Source organism: Escherichia sp. WS33, assembly GCF_046486385.1.
Lineage (GTDB): Bacteria > Pseudomonadota > Gammaproteobacteria > Enterobacterales > Enterobacteriaceae > ECMA0423.
In genome coordinates this window covers 144,991-160,499 of the sequence record NZ_JBJQLJ010000009.1, presented here as the reverse complement: position 1 = coordinate 160,499, position 15,509 = coordinate 144,991, and the positions used below count along the sequence as shown (strand labels likewise).

General features: G+C 51.6%; 13 protein-coding genes and 3 pseudogenes. 9 read left to right on the top strand and 7 right to left on the bottom strand.

The genetic code is table 11. The annotated features are described in order from the left end of the window. Window positions 1-221 (top strand): integrase core domain-containing protein (locus ACJHXA_RS10380; RefSeq protein ID WP_025653426.1); only part of this gene is annotated, 221 nt, incomplete at its 5' end. A 374-nt stretch (window positions 222-595) separates the two neighbouring features. On the opposite strand, the gene ypaB is transcribed toward ACJHXA_RS10380, so the two are convergent. Beyond that, window positions 596-739 carry a protein YpaB gene (ypaB, locus tag ACJHXA_RS10375; RefSeq protein ID WP_001300064.1) on the bottom strand — a complete coding sequence of 48 codons (144 nt, stop codon included), beginning with the start codon at window positions 737-739 and terminating at the stop codon, window positions 596-598. Window positions 740-866: 127 nt separating this feature from the next. On the opposite strand from ypaB, the gene nrdA reads away from it, so the two are divergent. The 3 genes from nrdA (at window position 867) to yfaE (ending at window position 4,625) form a co-directional block, all read left to right on the top strand. After that, window positions 867-3,152, top strand: a complete 2,286-nt coding sequence (gene nrdA, locus ACJHXA_RS10370) for a class 1a ribonucleoside-diphosphate reductase subunit alpha (RefSeq protein ID WP_001075170.1) — start codon at window positions 867-869, stop codon at window positions 3,150-3,152. An 88-nt stretch (window positions 3,153-3,240) separates the two neighbouring features. Beyond that, window positions 3,241-4,371 carry a class Ia ribonucleoside-diphosphate reductase subunit beta gene (gene nrdB, locus ACJHXA_RS10365; protein WP_000332036.1) on the top strand — a complete coding sequence of 377 codons (1,131 nt, stop codon included), beginning with the start codon at window positions 3,241-3,243 and terminating at the stop codon, window positions 4,369-4,371. Next, window positions 4,371-4,625 (top strand): ferredoxin-like diferric-tyrosyl radical cofactor maintenance protein YfaE, encoded by a 255-nt coding sequence (gene yfaE, locus ACJHXA_RS10360; RefSeq protein ID WP_000135040.1) that lies wholly within the window; start codon window positions 4,371-4,373, stop codon window positions 4,623-4,625. Before nrdB ends, yfaE begins: the two co-directional genes overlap by 1 nt. Before the next feature lie 53 nt (window positions 4,626-4,678). Here the strand turns inward: yfaE and inaA are convergent, their stop codons facing one another. After that, window positions 4,679-5,329, bottom strand: a complete 651-nt coding sequence (inaA, locus tag ACJHXA_RS10355) for a lipopolysaccharide kinase InaA (protein ID WP_000301050.1) — start codon at window positions 5,327-5,329, stop codon at window positions 4,679-4,681. A gap of 79 nt (window positions 5,330-5,408) precedes the next feature. Further along, window positions 5,409-5,513 (bottom strand): annotated as a pseudogene (locus ACJHXA_RS10350) (hypothetical protein); the annotation flags it as partial. On the opposite strand from ACJHXA_RS10350, the pseudogene ACJHXA_RS10345 reads away from it, so the two are divergent. Continuing rightward, window positions 5,508-5,750 (top strand): annotated as a pseudogene (locus ACJHXA_RS10345) (LysR family transcriptional regulator); the annotation flags it as partial. The pseudogenes ACJHXA_RS10350 and ACJHXA_RS10345 sit on opposite strands and share 6 nt — an antisense overlap. A 41-nt stretch (window positions 5,751-5,791) precedes the next feature. On the opposite strand, the gene glpQ reads toward ACJHXA_RS10345, so the two are convergent. Both glpQ and glpT read right to left on the bottom strand, forming a co-directional pair. Continuing rightward, window positions 5,792-6,868: a glycerophosphodiester phosphodiesterase gene (glpQ, locus tag ACJHXA_RS10340; protein ID WP_000779084.1), complete on the bottom strand. Its 1,077-nt coding sequence runs from the start codon at window positions 6,866-6,868 to the stop codon at window positions 5,792-5,794. A 4-nt stretch (window positions 6,869-6,872) separates the two neighbouring features. Further along, on the bottom strand, window positions 6,873-8,231 hold the full coding sequence (gene glpT, locus ACJHXA_RS10335; RefSeq protein ID WP_000948732.1) for a glycerol-3-phosphate transporter: 1,359 nt from the start codon (window positions 8,229-8,231) through the stop codon (window positions 6,873-6,875). A gap of 272 nt (window positions 8,232-8,503) precedes the next feature. On the opposite strand from glpT, the gene glpA reads away from it, so the two are divergent. The 4 genes from glpA to ACJHXA_RS10315 all read left to right on the top strand — a co-directional run bounded on the left by glpA (window position 8,504) and on the right by ACJHXA_RS10315 (window position 13,664). Beyond that, window positions 8,504-10,132 carry an anaerobic glycerol-3-phosphate dehydrogenase subunit A gene (gene glpA / locus ACJHXA_RS10330; protein ID WP_000857257.1) on the top strand — a complete coding sequence of 543 codons (1,629 nt, stop codon included), beginning with the start codon at window positions 8,504-8,506 and terminating at the stop codon, window positions 10,130-10,132. After that, window positions 10,122-11,381: a glycerol-3-phosphate dehydrogenase subunit GlpB gene (glpB, locus tag ACJHXA_RS10325; protein ID WP_001209921.1), complete on the top strand. Its 1,260-nt coding sequence runs from the start codon at window positions 10,122-10,124 to the stop codon at window positions 11,379-11,381. The genes glpA and glpB overlap by 11 nt, the downstream gene beginning before the upstream one ends. Beyond that, window positions 11,378-12,568, top strand: coding sequence for an anaerobic glycerol-3-phosphate dehydrogenase subunit GlpC (gene glpC, locus ACJHXA_RS10320; protein ID WP_001000358.1), 1,191 nt, complete (start codon window positions 11,378-11,380; stop codon window positions 12,566-12,568). Before glpB ends, glpC begins: the two co-directional genes overlap by 4 nt. 193 nt (window positions 12,569-12,761) lie before the next feature. Next, window positions 12,762-13,664 (top strand): ISNCY family transposase, encoded by a 903-nt coding sequence (locus ACJHXA_RS10315; RefSeq protein ID WP_000140553.1) that lies wholly within the window; start codon window positions 12,762-12,764, stop codon window positions 13,662-13,664. Window positions 13,665-13,704: 40 nt separating this feature from the next. On the opposite strand, the pseudogene ACJHXA_RS10310 reads toward ACJHXA_RS10315, so the two are convergent. Beyond that, window positions 13,705-14,166, bottom strand: a pseudogene (locus tag ACJHXA_RS10310) (aldolase/citrate lyase family protein); the annotation flags it as partial. Between the two features lie 63 nt (window positions 14,167-14,229). Further along, window positions 14,230-15,432, bottom strand: a complete 1,203-nt coding sequence (locus tag ACJHXA_RS10305; protein ID WP_000921643.1) for a nicotinamide mononucleotide deamidase-related protein YfaY — start codon at window positions 15,430-15,432, stop codon at window positions 14,230-14,232. Window positions 15,433-15,509 lie beyond the last annotated feature (77 nt).

Sequence of the window (15,509 nt, the reverse complement as noted above, 5' to 3'; positions counted from 1 at the left end):
GTAACGGCATAGCAGAGAGCTTCGTGAAAACGATAAAGCGTGACTACATCAGTATCATGCCTAAACCAGACGGGTTAACGGCAGCAAAGAACCTTGCAGAGGCGTTCGAGCATTATAACGAATGGCACCCGCATAGTGCACTGGGTTATCGCTCGCCACGGGAATATCTGCGGCAGCAGGCCAGTAATGGGTTAAGTGATAACAGGTGTCTGGAAATATAGGGGCAAATCCAATCTTTCTTTTGTAAATTGTCCAACCCGATGCAATGGCTATTTTGTTATTATTTGATGAATAATATCAGTGCGTCATAATTCAAGTTAATAACCTTAAGGGATACCAGTTATATTTAAACTAAATTAAAGTAATGAATAATTTTCTTATAATATAAGGTAAATTAACAAAATGGCTTCGCATTTAACAATAACCGAATAGAAAACAACCATTTCGACATCAACAATCGCTTACATTCGTTTATATATTGACCACAACTGATACATCAGATTATGTGATGACTCGTGCTTAGATCAATTTTTGCAATCATTAGCAAAAAGATTAATAAACCATCTATATCAATTTATCCAACCTATTCTGCCGTTCAAGAAATCGCCGAACAGTTATTTTTAACAAATTTTTCTCTTCCCATTGACTTTCCCGGACACCTTGTCTGACCTAAGGTGCGCGAAAGCCACTTTTTCCTTCCTGAGTTATCCACAAAGTTATGCACTTGCAAGAGGGCCATTTTCACACTATCTTGCAGTGAATCCCAAACATACCCCCTATATATAGTGTTCTAAGCAGCTTCCCGTACTACAGGTAGTCTGCATGAAACTATTGCGGAAAGAATTCCAAAAACAGGTACGACATACATGAATCAGAATCTGCTGGTGACAAAGCGCGACGGTAGCACAGAGCGCATCAATCTCGACAAAATCCATCGCGTTCTGGATTGGGCGGCAGAAGGACTGCATAACGTTTCGATTTCCCAGGTCGAGCTGCGCTCCCACATTCAGTTTTATGACGGTATCAAGACCTCTGACATCCACGAAACCATTATCAAGGCGGCCGCAGACCTGATCTCCCGTGATGCGCCGGATTATCAGTATCTCGCCGCGCGCCTGGCGATCTTCCACCTGCGTAAAAAAGCCTACGGCCAGTTTGAGCCGCCTGCGCTGTACGACCACGTGGTGAAAATGGTCGAGATGGGCAAATACGATAATCATCTGCTGGAAGACTACACGGAAGAAGAGTTCAAGCAGATGGACACGTTTATCGATCACGACCGTGATATGACCTTCTCTTATGCTGCCGTTAAGCAGCTGGAAGGCAAATATCTGGTACAGAACCGCGTGACCGGCGAAATCTACGAAAGCGCCCAGTTCCTTTATATTCTGGTTGCCGCGTGCCTGTTCTCGAACTACCCGCGTGAAACGCGCCTGCAATATGTGAAGCGTTTTTACGACGCGGTTTCCACATTTAAAATTTCGCTGCCGACGCCAATCATGTCCGGCGTGCGTACCCCGACTCGTCAGTTCAGCTCCTGCGTACTGATCGAGTGCGGTGACAGTCTGGATTCCATCAACGCTACCTCCAGCGCGATTGTGAAATACGTTTCCCAGCGTGCCGGGATCGGCATCAACGCCGGGCGTATTCGTGCGCTGGGTAGCCCGATTCGCGGTGGTGAAGCGTTCCATACCGGCTGTATTCCGTTCTACAAACATTTCCAGACAGCGGTGAAATCCTGCTCTCAGGGCGGCGTGCGCGGCGGTGCGGCAACGCTGTTCTACCCGATGTGGCATCTGGAAGTGGAAAGCCTGCTGGTGTTGAAAAACAACCGTGGTGTGGAAGGCAACCGCGTGCGCCATATGGACTACGGGGTACAGATCAACAAACTGATGTATACCCGCCTGCTGAAAGGTGAAGATATCACCCTGTTCAGCCCGTCCGACGTACCGGGGCTGTACGACGCATTCTTCGCCGATCAGGAAGAGTTTGAACGCCTGTATACCAAATATGAGAAAGACGACAGCATCCGCAAGCAGCGTGTGAAAGCCGTTGAGCTGTTCTCGCTGATGATGCAGGAACGTGCGTCTACCGGTCGTATCTATATTCAGAACGTTGACCACTGCAATACCCATAGCCCGTTTGATCCGGCCATCGCGCCAGTGCGTCAGTCTAACCTGTGCCTGGAGATAGCCCTGCCGACCAAACCGCTGAACGACGTCAACGACGAGAACGGTGAAATCGCGCTGTGTACGCTGTCTGCTTTCAACCTGGGCGCAATTAATAGCCTGGATGAACTGGAAGAGCTGGCAATTCTGGCGGTTCGTGCACTTGACGCGCTGCTGGATTATCAGGATTACCCGATCCCGGCCGCCAAACGTGGAGCGATGGGGCGTCGTACGCTGGGTATTGGTGTGATTAACTTCGCTTACTATCTGGCGAAGCACGGTAAACGCTACTCCGACGGCAGCGCCAACAACCTGACGCATAAAACCTTCGAAGCGATTCAGTATTACCTGCTGAAAGCGTCTAATGAGCTGGCTAAAGAGCAAGGCGCGTGCCCGTGGTTTAACGAAACCACTTACGCGAAAGGGATCCTGCCGATCGATACCTATAAGAAAGATCTGGATGCCATCGCTAATGAGCCGCTGCATTACGACTGGGAAGCATTGCGTGAATCAATCAAAACGCACGGCCTGCGTAACTCCACGCTTTCTGCCCTGATGCCGTCCGAGACCTCTTCGCAGATCTCTAACGCCACTAACGGTATTGAACCGCCGCGCGGTTACGTCAGCATCAAAGCGTCGAAAGACGGTATTTTGCGCCAGGTGGTGCCGGACTACGAGCACCTGCACGACGCCTATGAGCTGCTGTGGGAAATGCCGGGTAACGATGGCTACCTGCAACTGGTAGGTATCATGCAGAAATTTATCGATCAGTCGATCTCTGCTAACACCAACTACGATCCGTCACGTTTCCCGTCAGGAAAAGTGCCGATGCAGCAGTTGCTGAAAGACCTGCTCACCGCCTACAAATTCGGGGTCAAAACGCTGTATTATCAGAACACCCGTGACGGCGCTGAAGACGCGCAGGACGATCTGGTGCCGTCAATCCAGGACGATGGCTGCGAAAGCGGCGCATGTAAGATCTGATAATCCCCCAGCCTTTGCACCAAACCGTCCCCTCTCCCCTTGCGGGAGAGGGTTAGGGTGAGGGGTAATAAAACCACAGGACACACTCATGGCATATACCACCTTTTCACAGACGAAAAATGATCAGCTTAAAGAACCGATGTTTTTTGGTCAGCCGGTCAACGTGGCTCGCTACGATCAGCAAAAATATGACATCTTCGAAAAGCTGATCGAAAAGCAGCTCTCTTTCTTCTGGCGTCCGGAAGAAGTTGACGTCTCCCGCGACCGTATCGATTACCAGGCGCTGCCGGAGCACGAAAAACACATCTTTATCAGCAACCTGAAATATCAGACGCTGCTGGACTCCATTCAGGGTCGTAGTCCGAACGTGGCGCTATTGCCGCTTATTTCTATTCCGGAACTGGAAACCTGGGTCGAAACCTGGGCGTTCTCAGAAACGATTCATTCCCGTTCCTATACTCATATCATTCGTAATATCGTTAACGATCCGTCTGTTGTGTTTGACGATATCGTCACCAACGAGCAGATCCAGAAACGTGCGGAAGGGATCTCCAGCTATTACGATGAACTGATCGAAATGACCAGCTACTGGCACCTTCTGGGCGAAGGCACCCACACCGTTAACGGTAAAACTGTGACCGTTAGCCTGCGCGAGCTGAAGAAAAAACTGTATCTCTGCCTGATGAGCGTTAACGCGCTGGAAGCGATTCGTTTCTACGTCAGCTTTGCTTGTTCCTTCGCATTTGCAGAACGCGAATTGATGGAAGGCAACGCCAAAATTATTCGCCTGATTGCCCGCGACGAAGCCCTGCACCTGACCGGCACCCAGCATATGCTGAATCTGCTGCGCAGCGGCGCGGACGATCCTGAGATGGCGGAAATTGCCGAAGAGTGTAAGCAGGAGTGCTATGACCTGTTTGTTCAGGCAGCTCAACAGGAGAAAGACTGGGCGGATTATCTGTTCCGCGACGGTTCGATGATTGGTCTGAATAAAGACATTCTCTGCCAGTACGTTGAATACATCACCAATATCCGTATGCAGGCAGTCGGTTTGGATCTGCCGTTCCAGACGCGCTCCAACCCGATCCCATGGATCAACACCTGGCTGGTGTCTGATAACGTGCAGGTTGCTCCGCAGGAAGTGGAAGTCAGTTCTTATCTGGTCGGGCAGATTGACGCGGAAGTGGACACCGACGATTTGAGTAACTTCCAACTCTGATGGCCCGCGTTACCCTGCGCATCACTGGCACACAACTGCTGTGCCAGGATGAACACCCTTCCCTTCTGGCGGCGCTGGAATCCCACAATGTGGCGGTTGAGTATCAGTGTCGCGAAGGTTACTGCGGCTCCTGTCGCACCCGTCTGGTTGCAGGTCAGGTTGACTGGATTGCCGAACCGTTAGCCTTTATTCAGCCGGGGGAAATTTTGCCCTGTTGTTGCCGGGCAAAAGGCGATATTGAAATCGAGATGTGAATTGGTTGTAGTGCCAGATACAACGCTTATGCGTCTTATCTGGCCTACAACGATTACATGGCGTAGTAATACGCTTTCACCTGCTCCCAGTCCGCTTTGGGGATTGGCTCCAGATATTTTTCCAGCTGGCGGAAGTCATGATTAATCGCTTTATCGCGACGCAAGCGGCGACGACTTTTCTCCAGGTCAAGAAAACCAGCTTCTGCATTACCTTCTGTTTTCACATAGATATGGCGAACATAACAACAGCCATGCTGACGATTAATGCTATGCATTTTCTTAAACGCCAGCGCCACTGCTTTCAACATGGCTTGCCGTACTTCGTCAGAATAAGGCGATACTGCATGCTGGGCATACCAGTCAGCAATGCTGATGAACCCCGCCATATCTTCAGTCACCAGCAACGCTCGCCATTCACCCTCAATTTTCACCGCTTCACCAAAAACGATCTTCGGCACGATGACACCGGCCCGTTCCAGTTCTTTAATTACCGCAACCTCACGGACAATCGTTGGTCGGCCGAACGGATAACGTACGGAATGAAACAGATGATGCGTCATGCGCTTTACATACAGCTTTTTGCCGTTGCGCTCGACGCATTGCACCCCGCTCATACCATTACGGCGATAGTTAGGCTCTTCAACCCAGTCGCCCTCTGTTGCCCACCAGTGATTAAATTCGTCGTACTTTGCTGAAACTGCCATACCCTATCGCCTGTTATTTTTATTAACGACAATGACTATAGGTGGTTACCTGAGGAAAATCTTAATGAAACGTGTCGTATTAATGAATTTCTTTTGCCACTACTAGCTTGACACCGCTTTTACCCTTCATTTGCAGCGCATAGATTCCACCAGCCACTACCACTAATAGTGCGCCCAGCAGATAAAATGTGAATTTAATCAGGCGGATACAGCGATGAATTTTATTCGACAGGGATTAGGCATCGCCTTACAACCAGAGTTAACGCTGAAAAGCATTGCAGGTGAATTGTGTTCCGTTCCTCTCGAACCAACTTTCTATCGACAGATTTCGTTGCTGGCTAAAGAAAAGCCGGTAGAAGGCAGTCCACTGTTTTTACTACAAACGTGTACGGAACAACTCGTGGTGAATGGAAAAATTTGATGTGAGACAGGATGGCGCATGAACGCCATCCTGCAGTAGCATTACTCTTTATTAAGGAATTTTACTGCCTTATCAGGGAAATCAGTAAACAGCCCATTTACACCCGCTTTGTTATACAGAGCATCATATAACTGATTCACATCAGTAGTGTATTCAGGCAGTTTATCTGACCGCACGGTATAAGGATGCACTACCAGTTTATTCTGCTGAGCATCTTGCACCATGCCAGTGAGTTTGATATTACCCGGCTGCGATGTTTCCTCAATCAACATATGGTAATCCGGCCCGATACCGTCGGCATATTCCGCCACCTGTTTCATAGCACCCGGCTTAAACATCCAGTCGTAGTTGTAATTAACCCAGCTTCCATCCGGCTGTTTCTGCTGCGTTTCATTCCAGTCGGTATAGGCAATCAACTGTACCAGATTGAGATCCATGCCCATTTTAGGTTCCAGCTCATTCTTAATACGCTTCAGCTCATCAGCATCAAAACATTGCAAATAAACTTTGTCGTCCTTACCGGTGTAACCATATTTCTTCAGCACTTCCAGCGTTTTTGCCGCAATATCCTTCCCTTCCTGATGATGGAACCACGGCGCTTTGATTTCAGGATAAATACCGATATTTTTCCCGGTAGAGTGATTTAACCCCTGAACAAATTCAATCTCTTCTTCAAAGGTGTGCACCCGGAAGTCGGACTTACCCATTGGGAAACGCCCCGGATAAGTCTGCACTTTTTTACCGTTTTCAATATCGAAACCTTCGGTAAATTTCAGCGACTTAATTTCATCCAGCGTGAAATCTATCGCGTAGTAACGACCGTCTTTGCGCGCCCGATCCGGGAAACGATCGGCAACATCAGTAACACGATCGAGATAATGGTCATGCAGAACAACCAGATGGTCGTCTTTGGTCATCACCAAATCCTGTTCCAGATAATCCGCTCCCTGCGCATACGCCATCGCTTTTGCTGGCAGCGTATGCTCCGGCAAATATCCACTGGCACCGCGATGGGCGATGACTATTTTTTCGTTGCTGTCCGCCGCCATTGCACTGCTTCCCATGACTATAGTGCTCATCATGATCGCCATGCTAAGGTTTTTCAGCGTCAATTTCATGCCATTAGCCTCCGTTGCGTTTTTGCAGTAATTGTTCATGGCGACGTTTTTCGCCAATCATCACAACAATCAACAAGATAACCGCCAGAATGCTGCCGCCAATCATTACCATAAAGCCGCCATCCCAGCCGAAGAAGTCCACGGTGTAGCCAACAATCGCGCTCGCCGCCACCGAACCGCCCAGGTAACCAAACAGCCCGGTAAAGCCCGCTGCCGTACCTGCCGCTTTTTTCGGTGCCAGTTCCAGCGCATGCAGACCGATCAGCATCACAGGACCGTAGATCAGGAAGCCGATAACAATCATACAAATCATATCGACGGTTGGGTTACCTGCCGGGTTCATCCAGTAAACGATAGTCGCGATGGTCACCAGTGTCATAAAGAAAACGCCGGTTGCCCCACGGTTGCCACGGAAGACTTTATCCGACATCCAGCCGCACAGCAGAGTGCCCGGAATACCTGCATATTCATAAAGGAAGTAGGCCCAGGAGGATTTATCCAGCGCGAAATGCTTAACCTCTTTCAGATAAGTCGGTGACCAGTCGAGGATGCCGTAACGCAGCAGATAAACGAACACGTTGGCGATGGCGATATACCACAGCAGTTTGTTCGGCAGTACGTACTGCATGAAGATTTGCTTCGCCGTCAGCTCCTGTTCCGCTTTTTCGTTATAGTCGTCCGGATAATCATTTTTGTACTCTTCGATCGGCGGCAAGCCACAGGATTGCGGGGTATCGCGCATCATCGCAAAGGCGAATAATGCCACCAGAATGGCGCAGAAAGCAGGCATATAGAGCGCCGCATGCCAGTCATTGAACCAGGCCATCCCCAGCAGGAACAGCAGCGGCGGAATACCACCACCGACGTTGTGCGCACAGTTCCACACTGACACAATGCCGCCACGTTCTTTCTGCGACCACCAGTGCACCATAGTACGACCACACGGCGGCCACCCCATCCCCTGGAACCAACCGCAGAGGAACAACAGTACAAACATCACCGCAATGCTCGACGTCGCCCATGGCACAAAGCCCATAAACAACATCACTGCCGCCGCCAGAATCAAACCTGCGGGCAGGAAAACGCGCGGATTCGAGCGATCCGATACCGAACCCATGATGAATTTCGAAAATCCATAAGCAATCGAGATCCCCGAAAGGGCAAAACCTAAATCACCGCGTGAGAATCCCTGCTCAACCAGATAAGGCATAGCAAGCGCAAAGTTCTTACGAACCAAATAGTAAGCCGCATAGCCAAAGAATATCCCCAGGAAAATTTGCCAGCGCAATCGACGATAAGTCGGATCGATCTCCGCAGCAGGTAAGCGCGCTTTGTGTGGCGCTGGTTTAAAAATACTCAACATTGAAAGCCTCCGTGGCCCGTGGTCTTATTTATGATTAACAGACTGATTCAGTGGGAGAACCTGCCGTTTCTTTAGTTGCCGCGATGTTAAGAAAACATTCAGAAATTAAATGTGAATTGCCGCACACATTATTAAATAAGATTTACAAAATGTTCAGAATGACGCATGAAATCACGTTTCACTTTCGAATTATGAGCGAATATGCGCGAAATCAAACAATTCATGTTTTTACTATGGCTAAATGGTAAAAAACGAACTTCAGAGGGATAACAATGAAAACTCGCGACTCGCAATCAAGTGACGTGATTATCATTGGTGGCGGCGCAACGGGAGCCGGGATTGCCCGCGACTGTGCCCTGCGCGGGCTGCGCGTGATTTTGGTTGAGCGCCACGACATCGCAACCGGTGCCACCGGGCGTAACCACGGCCTGCTGCACAGCGGTGCGCGCTATGCGGTAACCGATGCGGAATCGGCCCGCGAATGCATTAGTGAAAACCAGATCCTGAAACGCATTGCACGTCACTGCGTTGAACCAACCAACGGCCTGTTTATCACCCTGCCGGAAGATGACCTCTCATTCCAGGCCACTTTTATTCGCGCCTGCGAAGAAGCAGGGATCAGCGCAGAAGCTATAGACCCGCAGCAAGCGCGCATTATCGAACCTGCCGTTAACCCGGCACTGATTGGCGCGGTGAAAGTTCCGGATGGCACCGTTGATCCATTTCGTCTGACCGCAGCAAACATGCTGGATGCCAAAGAACACGGTGCCGTTATCCTTACCGCTCATGAAGTCACGGGGCTGATTCGTGAAGGCGCGACGGTGTGCGGTGTTCGTGTACGTAATCATCTCACCGGCGAAACTCAGGCCCTTCATGCACCTGTCGTGGTTAATGCCGCTGGGATCTGGGGGCAACACATTGCCGAATATGCCGATCTGCGCATTCGCATGTTCCCGGCGAAAGGATCGCTGCTGATCATGGATCACCGCATTAACCAGCATGTGATCAACCGCTGCCGTAAACCTTCCGACGCCGATATTCTGGTGCCTGGCGATACCATTTCGCTGATTGGTACCACCTCTTTACGTATTGATTACAACGAGATTGACGATAATCGAGTGACGGCAGAAGAGGTTGATATTCTGCTGCGTGAAGGGGAAAAACTGGCCCCCGTGATGGCGAAAACGCGCATTTTGCGGGCCTATTCTGGCGTGCGCCCGCTGGTTGCCAGCGATGACGACCCGAGCGGACGTAACGTCAGCCGTGGCATCGTGCTGCTCGACCATGCTGAACGCGATGGTCTGGACGGATTTATCACCATCACCGGTGGCAAACTGATGACCTATCGGCTGATGGCTGAATGGGCTACCGACGCGGTATGCCGCAAACTGGGCAACACGCGCCCCTGTACGACTGCCGATCTGGCACTGCCTGGTTCACAAGAACCCGCTGAAGTTACCTTGCGTAAAGTCATCTCCCTGCCTGCCCCGCTGCGCGGTTCTGCGGTTTATCGTCATGGCGATCGCACGCCTGCCTGGCTGAGCGAAGGCCGTCTGCATCGTAGCCTGGTATGTGAGTGCGAAGCGGTAACTGCGGGTGAAGTTCAGTACGCGGTAGAAAATTTAAACGTTAATAGCCTGCTGGATTTACGCCGTCGTACCCGTGTGGGGATGGGTACCTGCCAGGGCGAACTCTGCGCCTGCCGCGCTGCCGGACTGCTGCAACGTTTTAACGTCACGACGTCCGCGCAATCTATCGAGCAACTTTCCACCTTCCTTAACGAACGCTGGAAAGGCGTGCAACCCATCGCCTGGGGAGACGCACTGCGCGAAAGCGAATTTACCCGCTGGGTTTATCAGGGACTGTGTGGTCTGGAGAAGGAGCAGAAAGATGCGCTTTGATACTGTCATTATGGGCGGCGGCCTCGCCGGATTACTCTGTGGCCTGCAACTGCAAAAACACGGCCTGCGCTGTGCCATTGTCACGCGTGGTCAAAGCGCGCTGCATTTCTCATCCGGTTCGCTGGATTTGCTGAGCCATCTGCCTGATGGTCAACCGGTGACAGACATTCACAGTGGACTGGAATCTTTGCGTCAGCAGGCACCAGCCCATCCTTACAGTCTTCTCGAACCACAACGCGTGCTCGATCTCGCTTGCCAGGCGCAGGCATTGATCGCTGAAAGCGGTGCGCAATTGCAGGGCAGCGTGGAACTGGCCCATCAGCGCGTTACCCCGCTCGGCACTTTGCGTGCAACCTGGTTAAGTTCGCCAGAAGTTCCCGTCTGGCCGCTACCCGCGAAGAAGATATGTGTAGTGGGGATAAGCGGGCTGATGGATTTCCAGGCGCATCTTGCGGCGGCTTCGTTGCGCGAACTGGATCTTTCGGTTGAAACCGCAGAAATAGAGCTGCCGGAACTGGATGTCCTGCGCAATAACGCCACCGAATTTCGCGCTGTGAATATCGCCCGTTTCCTTGATAATGAAGAAAACTGGCCGCTGTTACTTGATGCGCTTATTCCTGTCGCCAATACCTGCGAAATGATCCTGATGCCCGCCTGCTTCGGCCTGGCCGATGACAAACTGTGGCGTTGGTTGAATGAAAAACTACCTTGTTCACTGATGCTTTTGCCAACGCTGCCGCCTTCCGTGCTGGGCATTCGTCTGCAAAACCAGTTACAGCGCCAGTTTGTGCGCCAGGGTGGCGTGTGGATGCCGGGCGATGAAGTGAAAAAAGTGACCTGTAAAAATGGCGTAGTGAATGAAATCTGGACCCGCAATCACGCCGATATTCCGCTACGTCCACGTTTCGCGGTTCTCGCCAGCGGCAGTTTCTTTAGTGGCGGACTGGTAGCGGAACGTAACGGCATTCGCGAGCCGATTCTCGGCCTTGATGTGCTACAAACCGCCACGCGGGGTGAATGGTATAAGGGCGATTTTTTTGCGCCGCAACCGTGGCAGCAGTTCGGTGTAACCACTGATGAGACGCTACGCCCGTCGCAGGCAGGGCAAACCATTGAGAACCTGTTTGCCATCGGTTCGGTGCTGGGCGGATTTGATCCCATCGCCCAGGGATGCGGCGGCGGTGTTTGTGCCGTCAGTGCTTTACATGCCGCTCAACAGATTGCCCAACGCGCAGGAGGCCAACAATGAACGACACCAGCTTCGAAAACTGCATTAAGTGCACCGTCTGCACCACCGCCTGCCCGGTGAGCCGGGTGAATCCCGGTTATCCAGGGCCAAAACAAGCCGGGCCGGATGGCGAGCGTCTGCGTTTGAAAGATGGCGCACTGTATGACGAGGCGCTGAAATATTGCATCAACTGCAAACGTTGTGAAGTCGCCTGCCCGTCCGATGTGAAGATTGGCGATATTATCCAGCGCGCGCGGGCAAAATATGACACCACGCGCCCGTCGCTGCGTAATTTTGTGTTGAGTCATACCGACCTGATGGGTAGCGTTTCCACGCCGTTCGCACCAATCGTCAACACCGCTACCTCGCTGAAACCGGTGCGGCAGCTGCTTGATGCGGCGTTAAAAATCGATCATCGCCGCACGCTACCGAAATACTCCTTCGGCACGTTCCGTCGCTGGTATCGCAGCATAGCGGCTCAGCAAGCACAATATAAAGACCAGGTCGCTTTCTTTCACGGCTGCTTCGTTAACTACAACCATCCGCAGTTAGGTAAAGATTTAATTAAAGTGCTCAACGCAATGGGTACCGGTGTACAACTGCTCAGCAAAGAAAAATGCTGCGGCGTACCGCTAATCGCCAACGGCTTTACCGATAAAGCACGCAAACAGGCAATTACGAATGTAGAGTCGATCCGCGAAGCTGTGGGAGTAAAAGGCATTCCGGTGATTGCCACCTCCTCAACCTGTACATTTGCCCTGCGCGACGAATACCCGGAAGTGCTGAATGTCGACAACAAAGGCTTGCGCGATCATATCGAACTGGCAACCCGCTGGCTGTGGCGCAAGCTGGACGAAGGCAAAACGTTACCGCTGAAACCGCTGCCGCTGAAAGTGGTTTATCACACTCCGTGCCATATGGAAAAAATGGGCTGGACGCTCTACACCCTGGAGCTGTTGCGTAAAATCCCGGGGCTTGAGTTAACGGTGCTGGATTCCCAGTGCTGCGGTATTGCGGGTACTTACGGTTTCAAAAAAGAGAACTACCCCACCTCACAAGCCATCGGTGCGCCACTGTTCCGCCAGATAGAAGAGAGCGGCGCGGATCTGGTCATCACCGACTGCGAAACCTGCAAATGGCAGATTGAGATGTCCACGAGCCTTCGCTGCGAACATCCGATTACGCTACTGGCCCAGGCGCTGGCTTAACCGACCTTTTGATGCCCGGTAAGCACATTGCTTATCGGGCATTTTTGCGAGCGCGATTCCACGCACCATGTATGCGTTGCAACGCTTTGAAAATTCCTCTGAAAATGTCTCGCAAAGGCTGAAACTGACAGATGTCAAAGGCCCGGGATAGACGTAATGTCGCGTCATCATAAATATCAGGTGACGGACAACCATGACCGAATCAACAACATCCTCCCCGCATGATGCGGTGTTTAAAACCTTTATGTTCACACCCGAAACCGCAGGGGATTTTCTCGAAATACATTTACCAGAACCACTGCGCAAGCTTTGCAACCTGCAAACCTTACGCCTGGAACCCACTAGTTTTATTGAAAAAAGTTTACGCGCTTACTACTCGGATGTTTTGTGGTCCGTGGAAACCAGCGACGGTGACGGCTATATCTACTGCGTGATTGAACATCAAAGCTCTGCAGAAAAGAATATGGCTTTTCGGCTAATGCGCTATGCCACTGCCGCCATGCAGCGTCACCTGGATAAAGGCTATGACAGAGTTCCGCTGGTGGTGCCATTGCTGTTTTATCATGGCGAAACATCGCCCTACCCGTACTCACTTAACTGGCTGGATGAGTTTGACGATCCGCAACTTGCCCGGCAGTTGTACACCGAAGCTTTTCCGTTGGTGGATATCACCATCGTACCTGACGATGAGATCATGCAACATCGGCGTATAGCTCTGCTGGAACTGATTCAAAAGCATATTCGCGACCGCGATTTAATCGGCATGGTCGACAGGATCACCACGCTTTTGGTTAGAGGCTTCACTAATGACAGCCAGCTACAAACACTGTTTAATTATCTGCTGCAATGCGGCGATACCTCCCGTTTCACCCGTTTTATTGAGGAGATTGCCGAACGTTCACCACTACAAAAGGAGAGATTAATGACTATTGCTGAACGGCTACGGCAGGAAGGGCATCAAATTGGCTGGCAGGAAGGTATGCATGAACAAGCCATTAAAATTGCTTTGCGCATGCTGGAACAGGGCATTGATCGTGACCAGGTGCTCGCGGCCACCCAGCTAAGCGAAGCCGATCTGGCAGCGAATAACCACTAATTAACACAGGCCCACAGCCGATCCCCATGGGCCTTTGATATCAATAACTACCTTTTATGCGTGGCCCATTTTTGCCTGATTTAAACATCGCCAGTCGTTGATCCAGGGCATCGCTGTAGAGCATCGTGTCAACGCCAACAGCGACAAAGTTCGCTCCCCACGCCAGGCATTGCTGCGCCATATCAGGAGCCACAGCCAGAAAACCAGCCGCTTTACCCGCAGCACGGATCCGCCGAATGCTGGTTTCAATAATTCGCTGCACTTCCGGGTGCCCGGCGTTATCCGGGTAGCCCAACGACGCAGAAAGATCCGCTGGTCCAATAAACACGCCATCAATCCCTTCGACGTCGAGGATCTCGTCCAGGTTATCCAGTGCCGTTTTACTTTCCACCTGCACCAACAGACAAAGTGAATCGTTAACTTGCGCCATGTAATTCTCAATGCGTCCCCAGCGCGCAGCCCGTGCCACACTGGCCCCAACACCACGCTCACCGTAGGGAGGGTTGGACAAGTTTTGCCGGAGGGGGAATGTGCCGGTGCAGTAAACCGGCACAGAGTGGCGGAATCAGACAGATAAGGTCATGGACTCAACAACCTCAATCCAGCCATGCTCACTGGCGATGTCCTGGCCGTTTAACCAACGGCGCAGCATATTCAGTGCCATCATTGCGCACACTTCCTGACGGATAGCCAGGCTGTAGCGTGTAGTGCTGAAACGCACACGCAGAGCGAAAGTGCCGTCTGGCGTGGCTAGCGCAAAGTTGAGATGCTCGTTCTCGAAACCCGAAACAGCCAGTGCCAGCCCGGCAAAATGGTTGGCCCGCCGTTCTGTAATCCAGTGCGCAGTTTGCGCCAGGGTTTCTTCCTGTGAAGGAACCACTTCACACGCCAGCAATGGAGCACCTGCGCGAGAAAGTTGCAAAGCCAATAAACCGCCGGTGAATTGCTCGCTCAACGTCAGGCTGAACTGGCGGTTTTGCAATTCGCGACTGATCTGCGCGGGCAGTCCTTCGGTGCCTTCGAAAATCACGCTCTGTCCGGCAACACGTTTAACGTCCAGCCACAGTTTTTCCATCGCCTGTTGCTCGCTTGCCGGTCCGGTGAGTTTCAGTTCGATAATCGGCATTGAAGAGCGATAGCCCATTGTTACGCCCGGCGGCAGTTGTAGAGTGTCCAGGCTTTGTGCCAGATCGCTTTCCGAACGACCAAAGGTAGTTAAACGCAGACAAACCGGCGGCTGTGGTAAAGAAAAACGCTCGCGCAGACGCGGCAGGATTTCGTGCTCGACCATCACCTTAAATTCTGACGGTACGCCGGGAGTAAAGAACATCAGGCAACGATTAAGCTGCACGGCAAAACCACAGGCGGTGCCTACCGGGTTATTGATAAATTCAGCACTGGCAGGCAGCTCCGCTTGTTTACGGTTGCTCGGTGCCATTACTCGTCCACGTTCGTGGAAATAGCGTTCCATCTCTTTGAGCCAGGCTTCATGCAGCACCATGCCTTCACCTTTTGCTGTCGCAGCGGCGAGTGCGCTTAAATCATCGCTGGTCGGTCCCAGCCCGCCGTTAACGATCAGCACATCGGCGTGCTGACTACGTTCGCGAAGAATGGTGACTAAGTCATCAAGGTTATCCCCCACCGTATTGCGGCGAGATAATGGCAGCCCCTGATGAAAGAAAAAATCGGCCAGCCAGGCAGCGTTAGTGTCAACGATTTGCCCGTGTAACACTTCATCCCCGGTGGATAGCATTTCCACTTTTAACATGGTTATCTCCTGCTTTTGTTATCGAATCACTATAACGCAAAGGGAGATAAGGCGTAGTAAGAAACTGAATGGCGCGA

Bases quoted from the DNA above. Each gene is read 5' to 3' on its own strand.
- ypaB (WP_001300064.1), bottom strand. From the start codon at position 739: ATGGCCCTCTTGCAAGTGCATAACTTTGTGGATAACTCAGGAAGGAAA.
- nrdA (WP_001075170.1), top strand. From the start codon at position 867: ATGAATCAGAATCTGCTGGTGACAAAGCGCGACGGTAGCACAGAGCGC.
- nrdB (WP_000332036.1), top strand. From the start codon at position 3,241: ATGGCATATACCACCTTTTCACAGACGAAAAATGATCAGCTTAAAGAA.
- yfaE (WP_000135040.1), top strand. From the start codon at position 4,371: ATGGCCCGCGTTACCCTGCGCATCACTGGCACACAACTGCTGTGCCAG.
- inaA (WP_000301050.1), bottom strand. From the start codon at position 5,329: ATGGCAGTTTCAGCAAAGTACGACGAATTTAATCACTGGTGGGCAACA.
- glpQ (WP_000779084.1), bottom strand. From the start codon at position 6,868: ATGAAATTGACGCTGAAAAACCTTAGCATGGCGATCATGATGAGCACT.
- glpT (WP_000948732.1), bottom strand. From the start codon at position 8,231: ATGTTGAGTATTTTTAAACCAGCGCCACACAAAGCGCGCTTACCTGCT.
- glpA (WP_000857257.1), top strand. From the start codon at position 8,504: ATGAAAACTCGCGACTCGCAATCAAGTGACGTGATTATCATTGGTGGC.
- glpB (WP_001209921.1), top strand. From the start codon at position 10,122: ATGCGCTTTGATACTGTCATTATGGGCGGCGGCCTCGCCGGATTACTC.
- glpC (WP_001000358.1), top strand. From the start codon at position 11,378: ATGAACGACACCAGCTTCGAAAACTGCATTAAGTGCACCGTCTGCACC.
- ACJHXA_RS10315 (WP_000140553.1), top strand. From the start codon at position 12,762: ATGACCGAATCAACAACATCCTCCCCGCATGATGCGGTGTTTAAAACC.
- ACJHXA_RS10305 (WP_000921643.1), bottom strand. From the start codon at position 15,432: ATGTTAAAAGTGGAAATGCTATCCACCGGGGATGAAGTGTTACACGGG.